This is a genomic window from Hyalangium sp., from assembly GCF_035629615.1.
Classification (GTDB): domain Bacteria; phylum Myxococcota; class Myxococcia; order Myxococcales; family Myxococcaceae; genus Hyalangium.
Genome location: NZ_DASPHO010000149.1, coordinates 1 through 16216, shown reverse-complemented (window position 1 = coordinate 16216; position 16216 = coordinate 1). Strand labels below are relative to the sequence as shown.

Here is a 16216-nt window from a genome sequence, read left to right as displayed (position 1 = left end):
GCGACGCTGGCGCGTGGCACCACCTGAGTGGGCGGCATCTAGCTTCTTCAGAACAATTCCGCAATGCGGAAGGGAAGGGGACCTGCGGCCCACCGAGGCCGTGCCAGGGCGGCAGGGAGGCGTGAACGTCACACCGCTGTCACAAAAAAACCGAGACCCGCGATCCAGCTCGTGGACCGCGGGCCCCGGGCCCGGACATGCGGAGGGCGGCTCCCCTGGTGAGGAGCCGCCCAGGAGAGAGGTGCTGCTAGAAGTCGCCGCTCGTCTTGCCGTCCTTCACGTCAGAGCCCGTTCCCAGGTCGGAGCCCTGCGGGTCGATGTCCGAGCCGGTGCCGGCGCCACCTGTGCCGTCATTCGCCGGAGGCAGGGTGTCTGGCTGGTTGATGCCCTGGTCCGGCTCCATCACGTCCGAGCCGCTGCCACCCATGCCCGCGCCGGTGGACTTCTCGATGCTCGTGGCGACGTTGTCCGTCTTCCGCACCTCGAAGGACGCGCGGATCTGCTCGCCCTCCTTGAAGTCCGAGGCCCGCTTCAGGTTCGGATCGGTGAACTGCGTGTTCTTGTCGACCTTCAGCGGCACGATCGCGCCGGCGTGCTCGACCCAGATCGTCTTCCGGTCGCTCTTCACCACGCGGCCGGTGATCTGGTTGCCGCTCAGCTGGTTCGTCATCCCGCTCTGGCCCACCTGGGTCTGGGTGCCCGTGCCCAGCTGGCTGCCCTGCTGGCCCGAGCCGCCAATGTCCGAGCCTGGCTGCATGGAGCCCTGTGTCTGCGTCTGCTCCTTGTCGTGCTTCTTGCCCTCGTTGGCGAGTGCCACGCCAGAGCCCATCAGCGCCACGGATGCGAACAGCCCAATCAGCTTCTTCATGGAAGTCTTCCCCCGTCTGGTTGGTGGATGCGGAAGGAGCGGTGCTCGCCCCCGCCAGCAAAAAGCTAGGTGCGCTCGGGGAAGGGGACAGGGCATGCCCAGAAACGCCGCGCGCACGCTCGCTGCACGGCCGTCGCTCAGGGGACACGTTGTCGTGGGTACGCCCACGGGCGCCTTGAACAGAGAGGGAGTTTTCTCCTACCGTCCCGGAGTCCGCTTAGCGCCGCACGCACGGACGGCGCCCTGACAGGAGACCCCTTCCACGATGCCTCCCTCCAAGCAGCAGCAAGCCCCTGAGCCCGAGCCCCTGCCTACTCCCTCCTATCCCGCGATCGAGTCCTTCATCGAGCGCGCCACCGCGGAGGAGATCCAGGCGCTCTTCACGCCCATCAAGGACGGCCTCTCTGCCCTCAAGGGACCCAAGGCCGAGCAGGGCAAGAAGATCCAGTCCGCTTTGTCAAGCGCCGAAGAGCTACTGGGCATCCTCCTGGAAACGCGAGAACGTCTGATCGCGGAGAACCAAGGCAGCAAGGGTCGCAAGTGACCGCAAGTACCTGGATTTCCTCTGATCGGGTTTTCCAGGATATGTTTCTCAGGGCCTGAGGCAACCCAGGGCCGTGATCAGCGATAATTACAATGAGAGCGCCGGGTTGGCCGGGGCTCTGCACCTTTGAATGGCTGTGCGCACGCTGGAGGCAAAAAATGAAGGTCGATGGATTGATGGGTTCCCGGATGTCTACCAATCTCTCGGTGGGCCGGCAGACCCCTGACACGAGCTTTGGTGCTCGCGTACAGGCGGGCGTAAACAACGCGGCCGGAGCAGTGGCCAGCGGCGTGGGCCTGGCGACGGGCATGTTCTCTGGCGGCGGCATCGTCTCGGCGGCTGTCTCGTCGATGACGACCCTGACCGCCTCTGGCGCCTCGGGCAACGCCTCCACCCCGTACGTCGGCACGATGCCGAGCGCGGGCGGCGGGACGGCCGGCGGCGTGAACACGGTGGGCGTGCCCTCTGTGAACACCACCGTCGGTGCTCCCGGCGGCGCGGGCATCCCCGGCGTGGGCGGTGGCACTGGTGGCCCGAACTTCCTGGGCGGCAACACCGGCGCTCCGGGCTCCGAGTTCAACGGTGAGCTGGCCAGCATGTTCCAGGAGCAGAAGAACCTGCTCAAGCTCCAGTCCGCCATGCAGCAGGAGTCCCAGAAGTACCAGGCCGTCTCCAACGTGCTGAAGTCGCGGCACGAGACGGCGAAGAACGCCATCGGCAACATCCGCTAATCCGCTAAGCTGTTGGCGGACGGGTGCGGAGCGGGAAGGGGGGCGGAAGTTCGGCCCCCCTTCTTTCTTCCAGGCCCTTGCACAGGAGAGCGCGGTTCATGGCGGAGTCTGCTTCGGAGATTGCTGGCAGCGTGGTCCCAGTGGCCAAACAGCAGGCGATGATCCTGCTGGAGTCCGGCTACATCTGGCTGGAGATGGGCAAGTTCGACAAGGCCAAGGACGTCTTCACCGGCGCCGCGACCTTGATGCCCAAGAGCGAGGTGCCGCAGCTGGCGCTGGGAGCGCTGGAGTTTGCCCAGGGGCGCCACGACAAGGCCCTGCAGGCCTACCGGGCAGCCCAGCGGCTGGCCCCGAGCTCGGCCCTGCCGCGCGCGCATGCTGGCGAAGCGCTACTCTTCCTGGGGAAGGTCCCGGAGGCGATGAAGGAGCTGAAGGCGGCGATGGATCTCGAGCCCGAGGGCGATGGCGCCCGGCTCGCGCGCGCCCTGGTGGAAGCCAAAGAGGCGGGGGCGCTGCCTCCGCCGAAGAAGTAGCGCATGATGCGCTGGAGCTGAGGAGGATTGGCGATGTCTGTCGGTGGAGTCGGACGAGGGGGCGGCAAGGGCCGGGCGGGTGGCGCAAGGGGCGCGTCCGGCAAGGCTCCCGCGGGTGGTGCGAGCTTTGGGGGCAAGGTCGACAGGACCGAGTCCCTGGTGGGGCCCTCTGGACTGGTGGGCTCTTCCAACGTGCAGCAAGCGCAGGCGGCTGATCCCATCGCCTCTCAGGCGATGGCCATCGCCAAGCAGCTCAAGAATGGAGGCTTCAAGAACAAGGAGGAGGCCACGCGTCATCTCGTCGCAGAGGTCCTCAAGGAGAAGCTCCGCATGAAGTCCTCGACGCTCTCGAGCAAGATCGCGGACGCCCTTCAGGAGGATCCTCGGCTCAACCAGGTTCTTGAGCGGCTGTGGTCGAAGGCCGAGTGAGCAGCATTTGGGTTTCGGAGACGACAAGAAGGCGATCCTCGAGAAATACGGCCCTTATGTGAGGTCGCTGGCGGCGACTGTCCGCAAACAGTTCAACGCCCAGCTCGAGATCGAAGAGCTGGTCGCCTATGGCCAGATCGGCCTGCTCGAGGCTGCTGATCGTTTTGATCCCAAAGTAGGGGCAAACTTCCTTACATTTGCCCACTACCGCATCAAAGGTGCCATCTTCGACGGCCTGAGGAAGATGGGGGTGTTACGCGGGGCGGATGCACGCTCGGCGTTCGTTGGGGAGCGCGCTGCCGCCTACCTTGGAAATTTGTCGGACCGCGAGCAAGGAGGAGGCAACCGCGGAGGCTCATTCGACGATGATGTGAATGACATCTCCAGTGCGGTGACGGGGCTGGCGATGGTCCTCGCCACCAGTCTGGAGGGCGCGGACGTAGCGGGGTATGTGGACGAGTCTCTGCCGGCGGATCAGCGGCTGGAGATGGAGCAGCTGAAGCGGCGGGTGAGGGCGGCGATCGATCAGCTCCCCGAGAAGGAGCGGCAGCTGCTGCAGGGGTACTACTTCCACGGCAAGACGTTGGAAGAGGCAGGGGCGGAGATCGGGCAGTCGAAGAGTTGGGCGTCGCGGCTGCATGCGCGCGCCATCGAGCGGCTCAAAGAACTTCTAGACGATGAGGAAGCTCCCGCTTCCTCGGACGATGCAAGGAGGCAGTCAAATGGCGGGTCCGACCGCAGGAATCTCGGCCGCACAGATCGCGCAGCAGAAGCTGCAGGATCAGGGCGCGCAGCAGGTGAACAAGCAGGGAGCCTCGAAGTTCGACGGGGTTCTCGCTAACAAGGCACAGGGAGCCGAGCAGGTCCAGGGCACGCAGCAGGCCCAGGCCACCCAGAAGGCGCAGGCGACGCAGCAGGTCGACATCGCCCGCCAGGTGGACAACGTCAACAAGACGGACAAGGCCGCGCTCAACAAGGTGCACGGCGCCAACAGCCAGCAAGTGACTACGCGCGCCGCCGTGCCGGTGGATGCCAAGCCCGAGCCGAGCAAGGCCAGCAGCATGGTCTCCGGCGTCGTCAACTCGCTGGAGAAGGGCCAGCTCAACCTGGAGAAGCTCATCAACTCCGGCATGAGCGGCAAGAACTTCTCCAACGGCGAGCTGCTGTCGCTCCAGGCCTCCATGTACAAGTACACCCAGGAGCTGGATCTGACGAGCAAGGTCGTCGAGAAGGCCACCAGCGGCCTCAAGGACGTCGTCAAGACCCAGGTGTAGCTCCGTTGCCTGCCCCTCATCCGGGCGGTGCTCTGAAGGGCGATCCCTCTAGCAGAGGGGTCGCCCTTCTACGTTTTCCGGGCCCCATGTTGGAACGGGAGCGTCGCGCCGCTAAGCTAGGCCCCGCACATGACTCATCGATTCTCCACTCTGGTCATCTCCCTCCTGGCCCTGTTCCTTGCGACGGGCTGCTCCATTGAACTGCAGCACGGTCTGACGGAGGAGGACGCCAACGAGATCTACGTCCTGCTAAGCAAGAACGGCATCAACGCCACCAAGGTGGCGACAGGTGAAGGCGCGGACATGCGCTTCACCATCCAGGTGCCCAAATCGGACGCGGCTCAGGCCGCGGAGCTGCTGCGGGCCAACTCGCTGCCCCGCCCGATGGAGAAGGGCTACAACCACTTCGCCAAGGGCAGCATGGTGCCCACCGCCGCGGAAGAGCGCGCGATGATGCTCAAGGCGGTGGCCGGCGAGGTCTCCAACGCCCTCACCAAGATCGACGGGGTGCTGGAGTCCAACGTCATCGTCAACATCCCGGAGACCAACGATCTCACCCAGCCGGAGTTCAAGCCGATGCCCTCCGCCTCGGTGATGATCCGCTACCGGCCCAGCCTGGAAGGCAAGCCGCCGGTGGCGGAGAAGGAAGTGCAGACCTTTGTCGCCTCCGCAGTGCAGGAGCTCAAGCCGGAGCGGGTGACGGTGCTGCTGACGCCCGGGCTTCCGCCCGCCGCCGAGACCAACCCGGAGAGCCGGCTCCAGGACGTGTTCGGCCTGCGGATGACTGCGGCCAGCGCCAGCCAGTTCCGCGTGCTCGTAGGGGTGGTCGCCATCTTCGTCCTGGCCATGATCGGCCTGTCGGCCTGGGTGCTCATGCGCGGAGGCGCAGGCGCGTCGGCTCGCCCCGCCCGCCGCTAGGGCGGAGGCACCCCTCGGCCCGATGCCCTCTGCCTCGAACCCACGGTCTTGAGTCTGACGAGGTGACTGTTTGGATCAATTCTTCACCTCGCTCAACAAGCGCCAGACGATGCTGCTGCTGACCGCCATCACCTTCGGCGGTCAGGAGGGTGTCGCTTCGCTCGAGCACCTCGCGCCGGAGGAGGGCGAGCTGCTGCACCACCGCGCGCAGGAGATCATGCAGATCCCGCGTGAGAAGCGGATCCCGCTGCTCGTGCAGGAGATCAAGAAGCTGGTGAAGGATCGGCGCGGTCAGCTCTGGAGCGCCGAGCCGGAGAAGCTGGCGGCGCTGATCCAGAAGGAGCGCGGCGCGCTGGCGGAGGTGGTGCTGCGCGCTCTGCCCTCGGTGCTGGCCGAGGCCGTGCGCACCCTCCTGCCCCAGCGGCCAGTGAAGCTCGCCCGCGAGGTCCGCCCGCAGGTGCTGGACATCATCCGCTGGAAGCTCGAGGAGCGGCTGAAGCGCAGCTCCGGCGCCCAGGCGACCTTCAAGTTCACCGACGTGCTGATGCTGCAGCCTCGCGAGCTGCTCACCGTCTGCGATCGGCTCGGCGCGCGTGTGCTGGGGCCGGCGCTGGCGGGCCTGCCGGACGCGCAGCGCGACGGGCTCATCGCGGCCCTGCCACCCGACATCAAGGCGCTGGCCAGCAAGGCCGTCCAGGCGAACGCCCCGCGCAAGCTGCCCGAGGAGGAGGCCAAGGAGCAGCTCGCCGTGCATGACGGCCTGAAGAACCTGGCGGGTGCCATCCGCAGCGCCGGCACCCAGCGCCTGGCCCGCGCGTGCGTGTCCCAGTCCGCGGAGTTCGCCGCGCGCATGCTCGAGCGGCACCGCGGAGACTTCGGCAGCCTGCTGGCCAAGTGGGTCCGCGATGAGCGCTCCAAGCCCACCTCCCGCATGACGGATGGGGGCCGCGCGGACATCGTCGCGGATCTGGAGCGGCTGGCGGCCCGTGGCCTCATCGAGCGCCCCGTGCGGCTCACCCCGCAGCGCCCGGTGCTGAACCCGCCGCCCATGCGAGGCGGCGCGCCACCCAACCGCGACGTGGCTCCCGCGCGCATGCCCGGAGGCCCGGAGCGCTCGAACGTCCTGGCACCGCCACCGCCCCGGCGGGATGCCATGGCCGAGCGCGAGGCGCGCCGCGCGGGCGCCGCCGCGGGTGCTTCGAGCGTCGCGGAGAACAGTGTGCGCAGGGATCCCATGGCCGAGCGCGCGGCTCGCCGAGCCGGGGCGCTCTCCTCTCGGGAGCCCTCCCGCATCGGGCCGCCCATCGACGATGATCCGCCGGAGCTCTCGCGCAAGCAGCGCGTCCCGCGCGAGGCCTCCGTCAACATGAACCCGCGGCGGGACTCTCAGGGAGTGCCTCCGGATCCCGGCGGCGCTCGGATCGGCCCTCCGCCTGCCCGCGAGGCCTCCCGGGTGGGCTCCCGCCAGCCTCCGCCCGAGTCCGAGGGCTCTCGCGCCAGCTCGCGGCAGCCTCCTCCCGAGCTGGGAGACATCTCTCGCCCCGCCTCCCGCAGGCCCCCACCCGAAGTCGTCGGCGCTGACACGGTGCCCCCGCGGAGAGACCGGGGCGCCGTTCCTCCTGCGCGCGTTCCTCCTCGCGTGGCCGACCGTTCCCCGGCCCCCCTGGATCCCGATGGCTCCCGCGTCATCTCCTCGCCTGGCATTCGCGGCCGGGTCCCAGGGGTGCGTGGCGGACATACAGAAGAGCCAGAGCGTCCGCCCCGTGTCCTCTCGGGGAAGACGGCGGCCCGGCCGTCCCTCTCCTCTCGGGGCGAGGGGGCAGGCGGTCAACGGACCTCTCGGCCCCCCTCGGGCGGCAACTCGGGACGTGGACCTCGCGGTGGATCGCGTTAGCATCCAGCCGGCAAGGAGCTGTTCATGGCCATCGGCAAGGTGATCAAAGGAGACATGGCGGGGGAGGTCGCGGTCCCGGCTGACCGGCCGGCAGGGCCACGCCCCACGCGCGCCGGCGTGATGAACGCCGAGATCTTCGAGGCTCGCCAGTCTGCTCAGGGCATCGTCGAAGAGGCCAACAAGGAGAAGGAGCGCATCCTCGCGGAGGCCCAGCGGGAGCGGGAGGATGTGCTCGCCAAGGCCCGAGAGCAGGGCCGCCAGGAGGGCCTGGCGCAGGCCTCGGAGGTGCTGCTCCGAGCCAAGATGCATGCGGGGGAGATGCTCGCCAACAACGAGCGGGACGTCATCGCCCTGGCGTGCAAGATCGCCGAGAAGATCATCGGGCGGGACGTCGAGCGGCAGCCGGAGCTGATGGTGGAGATGTGCGCCACTGCCATCGAGCAGATCCGGAGCGCGCGCTCCATGGTGCTGCGGGTGCACCCGAAGACGGCGCAGGTGCTGCGTGCGCGCAAGCCGGAGCTGATGGAGCTCATTGGCCGCGCGGTGGATCTGGCCATCCGGGAGGATCCGGACGTGGCGCCGGTGGGGTGCATCGTCCAGACGGAGTTCGGCACCGTGGACGCGCAGCTGCCCACCCAGTTCGAGATGCTGCAGAACGTGCTGCTGCCGGACCCCAACGCGAAGAAGGAAGGACCGGCGTAGCTCCATGGCCATCGATCTCACGCACTATTACGGCCTGCTGAAGGAGGCCTCGCTCCTCCGGGTGCGGGGGCGCGTGACGGAGCTCACCGGCCTCGTCATCAAGGCCAGCGTGCCCAACGTGCGCGTGGGCGAGCTCGTCTTCATCAACAGCCGCGCCGGCAAGGTGAAGGCGGAGGTGGTGGGCTTCCAGGGCGACGAGGTGATGCTCATGCCCCTGGGCGAGCTGAAAGGGATCGGTCCCGACAGCGAGGTGATCCCCACCGGCAAGCCGCTCACCATCAAGTGCGGAGAGGCGCTCTTGGGGCGCGTGCTCGGCGGCACCGGCGAGCCCATTGACGGCAAGCCGCTGCCGGAGGGCCTGATCGACTGGAGCGTGGACCGGGACTGCCCGGATCCGTTCAAGCGCCAGCGCATCGAGCGGCCGCTGCCCCTGGGGCTGCGCTGCATCGACGGGCTGCTCACCGTGGGCGAGGGCCAGCGTATCGGCCTCTTCGCCGGCTCTGGCGTCGGAAAGTCGACATTGATGGGGCAGATCGCCCGGCAAACCCAGGCGGACCTGAGCGTCGTGGCGCTGATCGGCGAGCGTGGCCGCGAGGTGCGCGAGTTCATCGAAGACGCCATGGGCGAGGAGGGTATGAAGCGCGCCGTGCTGGTGTGCGCCACCTCGGACCAGCCCAGCCTGGTGCGTCTGCGCGCCGCCTATGTGGCCACCGCCATCGCCGAGTACTTCCGCGAGCGCGGCGGCAACGTGCTCTTCATGCTGGACACGGTGACGCGTCTGGCACGCGCCCAGCGCGAGATCGGCCTGGCCATCGGCGAGCCCCCGGCCCGCCAGGGCTACCCGCCCAGCGTGTTCTCCATGCTGCCGCGCATCCTCGAGCGCACGGGCAACTCGGAGAAGGGCAAGTGCACCGCCATCTACACCTGCCTCGTGGCCGGCGGTGACATGGAGGAGCCCATCGCCGACGAAGTCCGAGGTATTCTCGACGGCCACTTCATCCTCAACCGCGCCCTGGGCGAGCGCAACCAGTGGCCCGCCATGGACGTGCTGGCCAGCCTCTCCCGTGTCATGACCGGGATCGTCTCCAAGGAGCACAAGAAGGCCGCCGGCAAGCTGCGCGAGACGCTCGCCACCTACGAGAAGCAGCGAGATCTCATCCTCCTGGGCGCCTACCAATACGGCACGGACCCCCGGACGGACTACGCCATCGACAAGTACGACGCCATCATCGAGTTCCTCAAGCAGGACACCGACTCCCATTCGCCCTTCGACGAGACGGTCGAGAAGCTCATCGGGCTCTTCCAGGACTGACGAAGCGGGGTTTTCCGGGTTAGGATGAGGTCCACATGCCTCCGTACCGGTTAGAGACCCTCCTGGACATGCGCAACCGCGCCAAGGAGGAGGCTGAACAGGCTTTCTCCGCGGCCATCAAGGCCCTGGAGAAGGAGAAGCTGGAGCTCAAGCGTCTCGAGGAGGACCTCGAGCGCCGCAAGGTCGAGCGCAAGCAGAAGGTCATGGCCTACCTCAACGAGGTGATGGCCAAGGGTGCCGGCATCAACGGCATGAACATGATGAGCCGCTTCGAGCAGCGCCTGAAGGATGAAGAGGCGCAGGTGGCGCTTGACATCGAGCGTCAAAAAGAAGCGGTGAAGGTGGCAGAGCGGCTCGTGGAGCAGCGCCGCCGGGAGATGGCGGAGGCGGCCAAGGAGCTCAAGGCCATCGAGAAGCACAAGGAGAACTGGAAGAAGCAGGTGAAGCACGAGCGCCAGCAGCGTGAGGAGCTCACCCAGGAAGAGATTGGCAACGCCTTGTTCCTGGCCCGCCAGCGCAAGTAACCTCACTCCCCCTTTTGCAGGTGTGATGCGATGAGCCGAGTCGAAGACGATCGCCAGGCAGACCAGGTCACCCAGCGCCTCCTCCAGGAGAAGCAGCGGGCCGAGTCGAAGAGCAAGCAGATCCGGCAGGGGGAGAACGCCTTCTCCAAGCTGGTTCAGCAGTCTCAGACGCAGCAGGGTCAGACTCAGCAGAAGCAGGAGACGAAGCAGAGCCTGGCTCAGCAGGTGCTCTCGCGCGTCACCAAGGAGGGCACGGGCACCGAGACGCGCCAGCAGGAGGGCTCCAACACCCGGCAGGCCGGGCAGCGTCAGGAGTCCGGCAAGGCCCAGGGGCGCCAGGAGGCGAAGGTCCTCAACCAGAACGCCCAGGCGTCGCTCTCCGGCGAGGCCGAGAAGATGTCCGAGGGCCGCTCGACGGACAACGCCACCGGCCAGCTGATGAACACGGACCGCAAGCTCGGCCGCGAGTCCTCCGAGTCCCTCTCCGAGTCGCGCCACTCGGACTCGAAGGCGGAGGGGGATGCGAAGGCGGACGATCACAGCGCGGACGCGCGGAGCGCCGGGCGCGCCGGCCAGAAGGGCGGCCTCAAGACGGACGCGGACTCGGGCGGCCAGAGCGGCGGCGGCAACAAGGAGGGCAAGCAGGGCGGGGATGCGGGCGCGGCGGCGGGCTTCCGCTTCAACCCCGCGCTGATGGCGCCGGTGCCGGTGGCCCAGCCCAAGCCCACCACGGGCTCGGATCGCCTGCGGGCCATCGCCAACGAGATCGCCCAGAAGATCGTCGAGAAGGTGCGCGTGGGCACCAACGGCGCGGGCGCGTCCGAGTTCCAGATCGACCTGCGCAGCAACGTGCTCAGCGGCCTGTCCATCAAGCTCAGCGCGAAGAACGGGAAGATCTCGGCCGTCTTCAGCGGCAGCGACCGTGACGTGCTCAAGATGATCGAGGAGCAGAGCGAGGGCCTGAAGACGGCGCTGCAGGGCCGGGGCCTGAAGCTCGAGGAGCTGCGCTTCGAGGCCCGCGCATGAGCTTGAGCCGGGATGATGAACCCGGAATCCACGAGCGGACGATGCTGGTGGACCTCCGCCAGATGAAGCCTTCCAAGCCCTGGAAGCCCTTTCGTTTCCGCAACCTGGAGCGGGTTGACCGCACCCAGACCGAGCTCACGGCCCGCTTCCACCGGCTGATGCCGCCTCCCAGCGCGGCCGAGCCGCTGTACGCCCGGCTCAAGGCGCTCTTCGACGCCGACGCGCGCGTGTCCCTGGTGAACATGCAGATCCGCCCCATCGCGGAGCTGCGCCGCCACCTGGGGGACCCCTCCTTCCTGACGGTGCTCGCGCCGGGGGCGCTCAAGAGCCGGGTGGTGCTGGAGGTAGAGCTGTCGTTCGCGCACAACCTGGTGGACATGCTGCTGGGCGGGGCGGGCGAGACGGTGGGCTTGCGGCCGCTGACGGACATCGAAGAGGGCGTGATGAGCTTCGTCGTCCTCGAGGGGATCAAGTCGATGGCGCCAGGGCTGGAGGCCTCCATCCCTCGCATGCGGCTGGAGTCCGTGGCCCGGGGCGTGGATGAAGTCGCCGCGAAGCTCGGGGATGACGAGCTGGTGATCGTCATCCAGATGAACGCCGCGGTGGGGCCCTATGCCGGCATCGTGCGCGTGGTGATGCCGCCCGCGGTGCTGAACGCGACGGAAGAGGGCCGCGGGGGAGGGGAGAAGCGCATCCGGCTTCGCGCGAACACCAAGGCGAACCGGAAGCTGCTGTCCTCCGTGCGCACCTGGCTGCGCGCCGAGATCGGCCAGGCGGAGGTTGCCAGCTCCGATCTGGAGTACATCCGGGTGAAGGACGTGGTGTTGATGGACGCGCTCACGGCCCGCCCGGATCGCGGCGAGGCGGGCACGGCGACGCTGCGCGTGGGCCTGGGGGGCTCCCGGGTGATGGCGGAGGTCTTCGTCGAAGGCGGCCAGTACAAGGCGAGGATCAAGGAATTCATCCTTGGCGAGCCGGCCTTTCAGCGCGTACTGCCGTCGGCCCAGGAAAATGAGTCTTTTCCGGAGGGCGACATGCCTCCGGAGTCTGAAGGGGATATGGACGACGCGAACAAGCCGGAGGGAGGCGACTTGCTGGCCGACATCCCGCTGCAGCTCGCCGTGGAACTGGCCCGGGTTCCCGTCACCGCCGATGAGGTGGTGGCGTTGAAGGTGGGACAAGTCATCGAGCTGCACCGCTCCCCAGGGGAGCCGGTGGAGCTGTCCGTCAACGGCAAGGTGGTGGCTCGGGGTGAGCTGGTCGAGGTGGAGGGCCAGCTGGGTGTCCGTGTGCTCTCCCTGGCCGGGTGAACCTCGTCGGCGGGCGGGCGAGCAGGGTAGCGGCCTCGATCCGGGGTGGAGCCATGGCGGTCTCGCCGTGGAATGGATTAGCCTCGCTCCCAGTCATGGTGGTCTCCCTCCTATCGAATGCGCGCTGGGCTCTCGTGGCCTGCGCCTGGCTCATGCTCGCGCCGCCGCGTGCCCTCGCGGAGGCTCCGGCATCCGTGCCGCCTGCCTCCTCGGCGAAGGCTCTGGCTCCCGCCTCTCCTCCTGCGGGGGTGAAGGCTCCAGCTCCCTCGCAGCCTCCTGCTGCTGCGCCCGCTCCGGCGCAGCCCGCCGCTGTGGCACCGGCCAGCGCTCAGCCCTCCGCCGCGGCACCGGCCAGCGCTCAGTCTACCGCTCCGGCTCCGGCCAGCGCTCAGCCCTCCGCTCCGGCCAGCGCTCAGCCCTCCGCCGCTGCAGTGCAGTCTCCGGCTCCGGCCTCGGCCCCAGGCAGTGAGCTGCCGGACCCCTTCGCGGCCGAGGTGGCTGCCGCGGAGGAGCCGGAGAGCCTGGGCTGGGTGCTGGCGCGCACGCTGCTCCTGCTCATCGCGGTGCTGGCCGGCGTCTACCTGACGCTCAACGTGGGCCTGCGCCGGCTGATGGGGCTGCAGAGCGTGGTGTCGGGGCGCCAGTCCCTGGTGTCCGTGGTCGAGCGGGTGCCGCTCGACCAGCGCCGGACCCTCTTCGTGCTGAAGGCCGCGGACGAGTACCTCCTGGTGGGCAGCGGCGAGGGAGGCCTCCAGCTCCTCTCGAAGCTCGACACCCAGGCCGTCGACCGCATCCGGGCTGAGCGCCCCCCGCCCACCAACGTCATCCCGCTGAGCCCGTTTCTCCAGAAGCTCCTCTCCCGCCGCACCGGCTCTACGCCGCCGCGTTCCTGAAGATTGCCCTCGTGAGATCCACGCCCTTGCGCCAGTCCCTCTCCCGTGTCACTCCCTGGCTGTATGCCGCCGCGGTCGTGCTCCAGCCGGCCGTCGCCTTCGCCCAACGCAAGAAGGGCGCACTCGCCACGGAGGAGCCGCTCCCTGCCAACGTCACGCAGTCGCTGACGAGCGGCGAATCGTTCGCCTCGCGGCCGCTGATCCTCATCCTGGCGCTGGCGGCGCTGTCGCTCGTCCCCTTCGTGCTGATGATGGTGACGAGCTTCGTGAAGATCTCGGTGGTGCTCTCCATCGTCCGCTCGGCGCTGGGCACCCAGCAGATTCCGCCCACCCAGGTCATCACCGGGCTGGCCATCATCCTCACCGTCTACATCATGGCCCCCATCGGCCAGAATATGTACAAGGCGGCGCAGGTGGACATCTGGGCCAAGGGACCCGGGCTGCTCTCCTCGGAGACGGTGGGCACCTTGCTGGCCGCCGCGGACCGCGCCAAGGAACCCCTGCGCGACTTCCTCGTCAAGAAGGTCAAGGTCAAGGACCGTGCGCTCTTCTTCCACCTGGCCAAGAAGATGCGTGCGGAGGAGGACCGCAAGGACATTGGCGACCGGGACTTCATGATCATCATCCCGGCCTTCGTGGTGTCCGAGCTCAAGGAGGCCTTCCAGATCGGCTTCCTGCTCTTCGTCCCCTTCATCGTCATCGACATGGTGGTGGCCAACATCCTGCTGGCGCTCGGTATGCACATGCTGTCACCGACCACCATCTCCATGCCCTTCAAGCTGCTGCTCTTCGTCCTCGTCGATGGGTGGTACCTCATCGCCAAGGGCCTGGTCGTCGGCTACCTGTAGGAGGACCGCCATGCACCAACTGACCGTCATCACCCAGCAGGCGCTCTTCCTGGTGCTCGTCGCCTCGGCACCGCCCGTCCTCATCAGCCTGCTGGTGGGCTTCATCATCGCCCTCTTCCAGGCCACCACCCAGATCCAGGAGCAGACGCTCACCTTCGCGCCGAAGATGGTCATCGTCTTCGTGACGCTGGCCATGGTGGGGCCGTGGATCGGCCACCAGCTGGTGCGCTTCACCTTCCACGTCTTCGACCGGTTCCCCGCCCTCATCCGATGACCGCCTCGGAAGCGATCGCGAAGCTGGCTGCGCAGGCCAACATCCAGCTCATCATCTTCGTCATCGGCCTGATCATGTGCCGGATCCTCCCGGTGATCATCTTCTCGCCGTTCCTCGGCGGAGAGGTGATCCCCGTCGAGGTGAAGATGGGCGTGGGCGTCACCCTGTCGATCGTCATGTACCCCATCGTGGCGCAGCGGATAGGAGCCATCCCCAGCGCCCCGCTGCCCTACATCGCGCTGCTGCTCAAGGAGGTCTTCATCGGGCTGACGATGGCATTCATCATCAGCGCCATCTTCGACGCGGCCCGTGTGGCTGGAAACCTGGCGGACACCATGATGGGCAGCAACAACGCCCAGCTCTATGTGCCTCAGCTCGGCCAGCAGGTCACGCTCTACTCCAACCTCAAGGTGCAGCTGAGCGTGGTGCTCTTCCTCACGCTCAACGGGCACCACGTCATCATCGAGGCCCTGGCCGACAGCTTCGTGCTCGTTCCGCTGGACGGCTTCCCCAAGTTCAGCGCCGGCTTCTGGCCCTTCTTCGAGCTGATCACCCGGGTCTTCGCGGACATGCTGAGGATCGCCTTGATCCTGTCCGCCCCCGTCGTGCTGGCCACCTTCCTCACGGATCTGGGCATGGGCGCCATCAACCGCGTGGCGCAGAACTTCCAGGTCTTCTTCATCGCCATGGCCATCAAGCCGCTGGTGGCGGCCATCATCATGTCCATCGCCATCCAGATGATCATCGTGCGCTTCCAGGATGAGTTCGCCAGCATGCTCGCGATCCTCAAGCACTCCATCCGGCTCCTCAGCTGACACCCGGCGCCCGCCATGTCCGACGAGAAGACAGAAGAACCCACACAAAAGAAGATCGACGACTCCCGTAAGAAGGGTCAGGTCTGGAAGAGCAAGGACCTGACGGGCGTCTTCGTGCTCATCGTGGGGCTGGGCGCGGTCAAGGCCTCCTGGGAGATGATCGAGACGGAGGTGGCGATCCTCTTCCGCTTCGCCTTCGATCACATGACGCAGCCGGACACCCTGGACGTCGCCACCGCTCAGCTGATGCAGATGGGGCTGCGGACGCTGATCCTGCTGTGCGCCCCCGTCCTCCTGGCCGGGGCCGTGATCGGCGGGCTGGTCGAGTTCCTCCAGGTGGGGTCGCTCTTCACCATGGACCCGCTGATGCCCAAGCTGGAGAAGCTCAATCCCATCCAGGGCATGAAGAACATGTTCAGCAAGAAGACCGTGGTGGAGATGATCAAGAATCTCGCCAAGGTCAGTGTCGCGGGCTACCTCGTCTTCGGCGTGGTGCGCGACGGCATGGGCATGGTCGTCCAGACGGTGCGTCAGGACATCCCCGGCATCATGATGGTGATGGGGGAGATGACCTACCGCGTGGCCTTCAAGGTGGGGCTCCTCTTCCTGCTCTTCTCCATCTTCGACATCTGGTGGCAGCGCAAGTCCTACATGAAGGACATGATGATGTCGAAGGACGAGGTGAAGAGGGAGTACAAGCAGAGCGAGGGAGATCCGCACCACAAGGCGCACCGCAAGCAGATGCACCAGGAGATCATGGAGAGCGCCCAGATGGAGACCGTCAAGAGCGCTGACGTGATCGTCACCAACCCGGACCACGTGGCCGTGGCGCTCAGGTACGACCGGGACAAGGACGCGGCTCCCCGGGTGCTGGCCAAGGGCCTGGACTTCAAGGCCGAGCGCATCAAGGAGATGGCCCGGGCGGCGGACATCCCCCTGCTGCGCAACGTGCCGCTGGCGCACGCCCTGCTCCGGGTGGACGTGGGCCAGGACATCCCCGAGGACCTGTACGACGCGGTGGCCGAGGTCCTCAACTTTGTCTACGGCCTGAAGGAAGGCTCCCCGGCGCGCGCGTAGCGGGGCCGAGCCGGGGTATCATCCAGGACAGCCATGAACGACGAGACTGAGATCGCGATCGCGCTGAAGTACGACAAGGAGAAGGACTCCGCGCCTCGCATCCTCGCCAAGGGCATGCGGATGAAGGCGGAGAAGATCCGGGAGATCGCCCGCCAGTACAACATCCCCATCATGAAGAACGTCCCGCTGGCCAACGCGCTGTACCGCATCGACGTCGGGCAGGAGGTCCCCGAGGAGCTGTACG

The 16216-nt window shown here is 67.2% G+C and carries 20 protein-coding genes; 19 read left to right on the top strand and 1 reads right to left on the bottom strand.

The features are described 5' to 3' along the window. Nucleotides 1–247 precede the first annotated feature (247 nt). Nucleotides 248–868 carry a hypothetical protein gene (locus VD972_RS07670; RefSeq protein WP_324983026.1) on the bottom strand — a complete coding sequence of 207 codons (621 nt, stop codon included), beginning with the start codon at nt 866–868 and terminating at the stop codon, nt 248–250. Between the two features lie 265 nt (nt 869–1133). Between VD972_RS07670 and VD972_RS07665 the strand changes: the two genes are divergently transcribed. From VD972_RS07665 to VD972_RS07575, 19 genes are all read left to right on the top strand, one after another. Continuing rightward, nucleotides 1134–1412 (top strand): hypothetical protein, encoded by a 279-nt coding sequence (locus VD972_RS07665; RefSeq protein WP_324983024.1) that lies wholly within the window; start codon nt 1134–1136, stop codon nt 1410–1412. A 188-nt stretch (nt 1413–1600) separates the two neighbouring features. Next, nucleotides 1601–2143 (top strand): hypothetical protein, encoded by a 543-nt coding sequence (locus VD972_RS07660; protein ID WP_324983021.1) that lies wholly within the window; start codon nt 1601–1603, stop codon nt 2141–2143. 98 nt (nt 2144–2241) lie between these two features. After that, nucleotides 2242–2676: a tetratricopeptide repeat protein gene (locus tag VD972_RS07655; RefSeq protein WP_324983016.1), complete on the top strand. Its 435-nt coding sequence runs from the start codon at nt 2242–2244 to the stop codon at nt 2674–2676. A 33-nt stretch (nt 2677–2709) separates the two neighbouring features. After that, entirely contained in the window at nt 2710–3105 is a 396-nt protein-coding gene (locus tag VD972_RS07650; RefSeq protein WP_324983013.1) for a hypothetical protein, read from the top strand. Between the two features lie 7 nt (nt 3106–3112). After that, nucleotides 3113–3946: a sigma-70 family RNA polymerase sigma factor gene (locus VD972_RS07645; RefSeq protein ID WP_324983010.1), complete on the top strand. Its 834-nt coding sequence runs from the start codon at nt 3113–3115 to the stop codon at nt 3944–3946. Continuing rightward, on the top strand, nt 3903–4379 hold the full coding sequence (locus VD972_RS07640; protein ID WP_324983006.1) for an ATP-dependent helicase HrpB: 477 nt from the start codon (nt 3903–3905) through the stop codon (nt 4377–4379). The genes VD972_RS07645 and VD972_RS07640 overlap by 44 nt, the downstream gene beginning before the upstream one ends. 129 nt (nt 4380–4508) lie before the next feature. Then, nucleotides 4509–5297: a type III secretion protein gene (locus VD972_RS07635; RefSeq protein ID WP_324983001.1), complete on the top strand. Its 789-nt coding sequence runs from the start codon at nt 4509–4511 to the stop codon at nt 5295–5297. 70 nt (nt 5298–5367) lie between these two features. Then, the gene (locus VD972_RS07630; RefSeq protein ID WP_324982998.1) at nt 5368–7191 is read left to right on the top strand and encodes a hypothetical protein; all 1824 of its coding nucleotides are present in this window, start codon (nt 5368–5370) and stop codon (nt 7189–7191) included. Nucleotides 7192–7215: 24 nt separating this feature from the next. Next, the gene (locus tag VD972_RS07625) at nt 7216–7893 is read left to right on the top strand and encodes a FliH/SctL family protein (protein ID WP_324982994.1); all 678 of its coding nucleotides are present in this window, start codon (nt 7216–7218) and stop codon (nt 7891–7893) included. Between the two features lie 4 nt (nt 7894–7897). Further along, nucleotides 7898–9205, top strand: a complete 1308-nt coding sequence (gene sctN, locus VD972_RS07620) for a type III secretion system ATPase SctN (protein ID WP_324982991.1) — start codon at nt 7898–7900, stop codon at nt 9203–9205. A gap of 35 nt (nt 9206–9240) precedes the next feature. Then, complete coding sequence (locus VD972_RS07615; RefSeq protein WP_324982988.1) at nt 9241–9729, top strand: flagellar assembly protein FliH; 489 nt, start codon at nt 9241–9243, stop codon at nt 9727–9729. 30 nt (nt 9730–9759) lie between these two features. Continuing rightward, entirely contained in the window at nt 9760–10755 is a 996-nt protein-coding gene (locus tag VD972_RS07610; RefSeq protein WP_324982983.1) for a flagellar hook-length control protein FliK, read from the top strand. Continuing rightward, nucleotides 10752–12065, top strand: coding sequence for a type III secretion system cytoplasmic ring protein SctQ (gene sctQ, locus VD972_RS07605; protein WP_324982976.1), 1314 nt, complete (start codon nt 10752–10754; stop codon nt 12063–12065). The genes VD972_RS07610 and sctQ overlap by 4 nt, the downstream gene beginning before the upstream one ends. Before the next feature lie 194 nt (nt 12066–12259). Then, entirely contained in the window at nt 12260–12958 is a 699-nt protein-coding gene (locus VD972_RS07600; RefSeq protein ID WP_324982973.1) for a flagellar biosynthetic protein FliO, read from the top strand. Between the two features lie 11 nt (nt 12959–12969). Further along, nucleotides 12970–13806 carry a type III secretion system export apparatus subunit SctR gene (gene sctR / locus VD972_RS07595; RefSeq protein ID WP_324982971.1) on the top strand — a complete coding sequence of 279 codons (837 nt, stop codon included), beginning with the start codon at nt 12970–12972 and terminating at the stop codon, nt 13804–13806. 10 nt (nt 13807–13816) lie between these two features. Continuing rightward, complete coding sequence (gene fliQ, locus VD972_RS07590) at nt 13817–14080, top strand: flagellar biosynthesis protein FliQ (protein WP_324982965.1); 264 nt, start codon at nt 13817–13819, stop codon at nt 14078–14080. Continuing rightward, entirely contained in the window at nt 14077–14895 is an 819-nt protein-coding gene (locus VD972_RS07585; RefSeq protein WP_324982962.1) for a flagellar biosynthetic protein FliR, read from the top strand. The genes fliQ and VD972_RS07585 overlap by 4 nt, the downstream gene beginning before the upstream one ends. A gap of 15 nt (nt 14896–14910) precedes the next feature. Further along, nucleotides 14911–15972, top strand: coding sequence for a type III secretion system export apparatus subunit SctU (sctU, locus tag VD972_RS07580; protein ID WP_324982959.1), 1062 nt, complete (start codon nt 14911–14913; stop codon nt 15970–15972). Nucleotides 15973–16005: 33 nt separating this feature from the next. Next, nucleotides 16006–16216 (top strand): EscU/YscU/HrcU family type III secretion system export apparatus switch protein (locus tag VD972_RS07575; protein ID WP_324982956.1); only part of this gene is annotated, 211 nt, incomplete at its 3' end.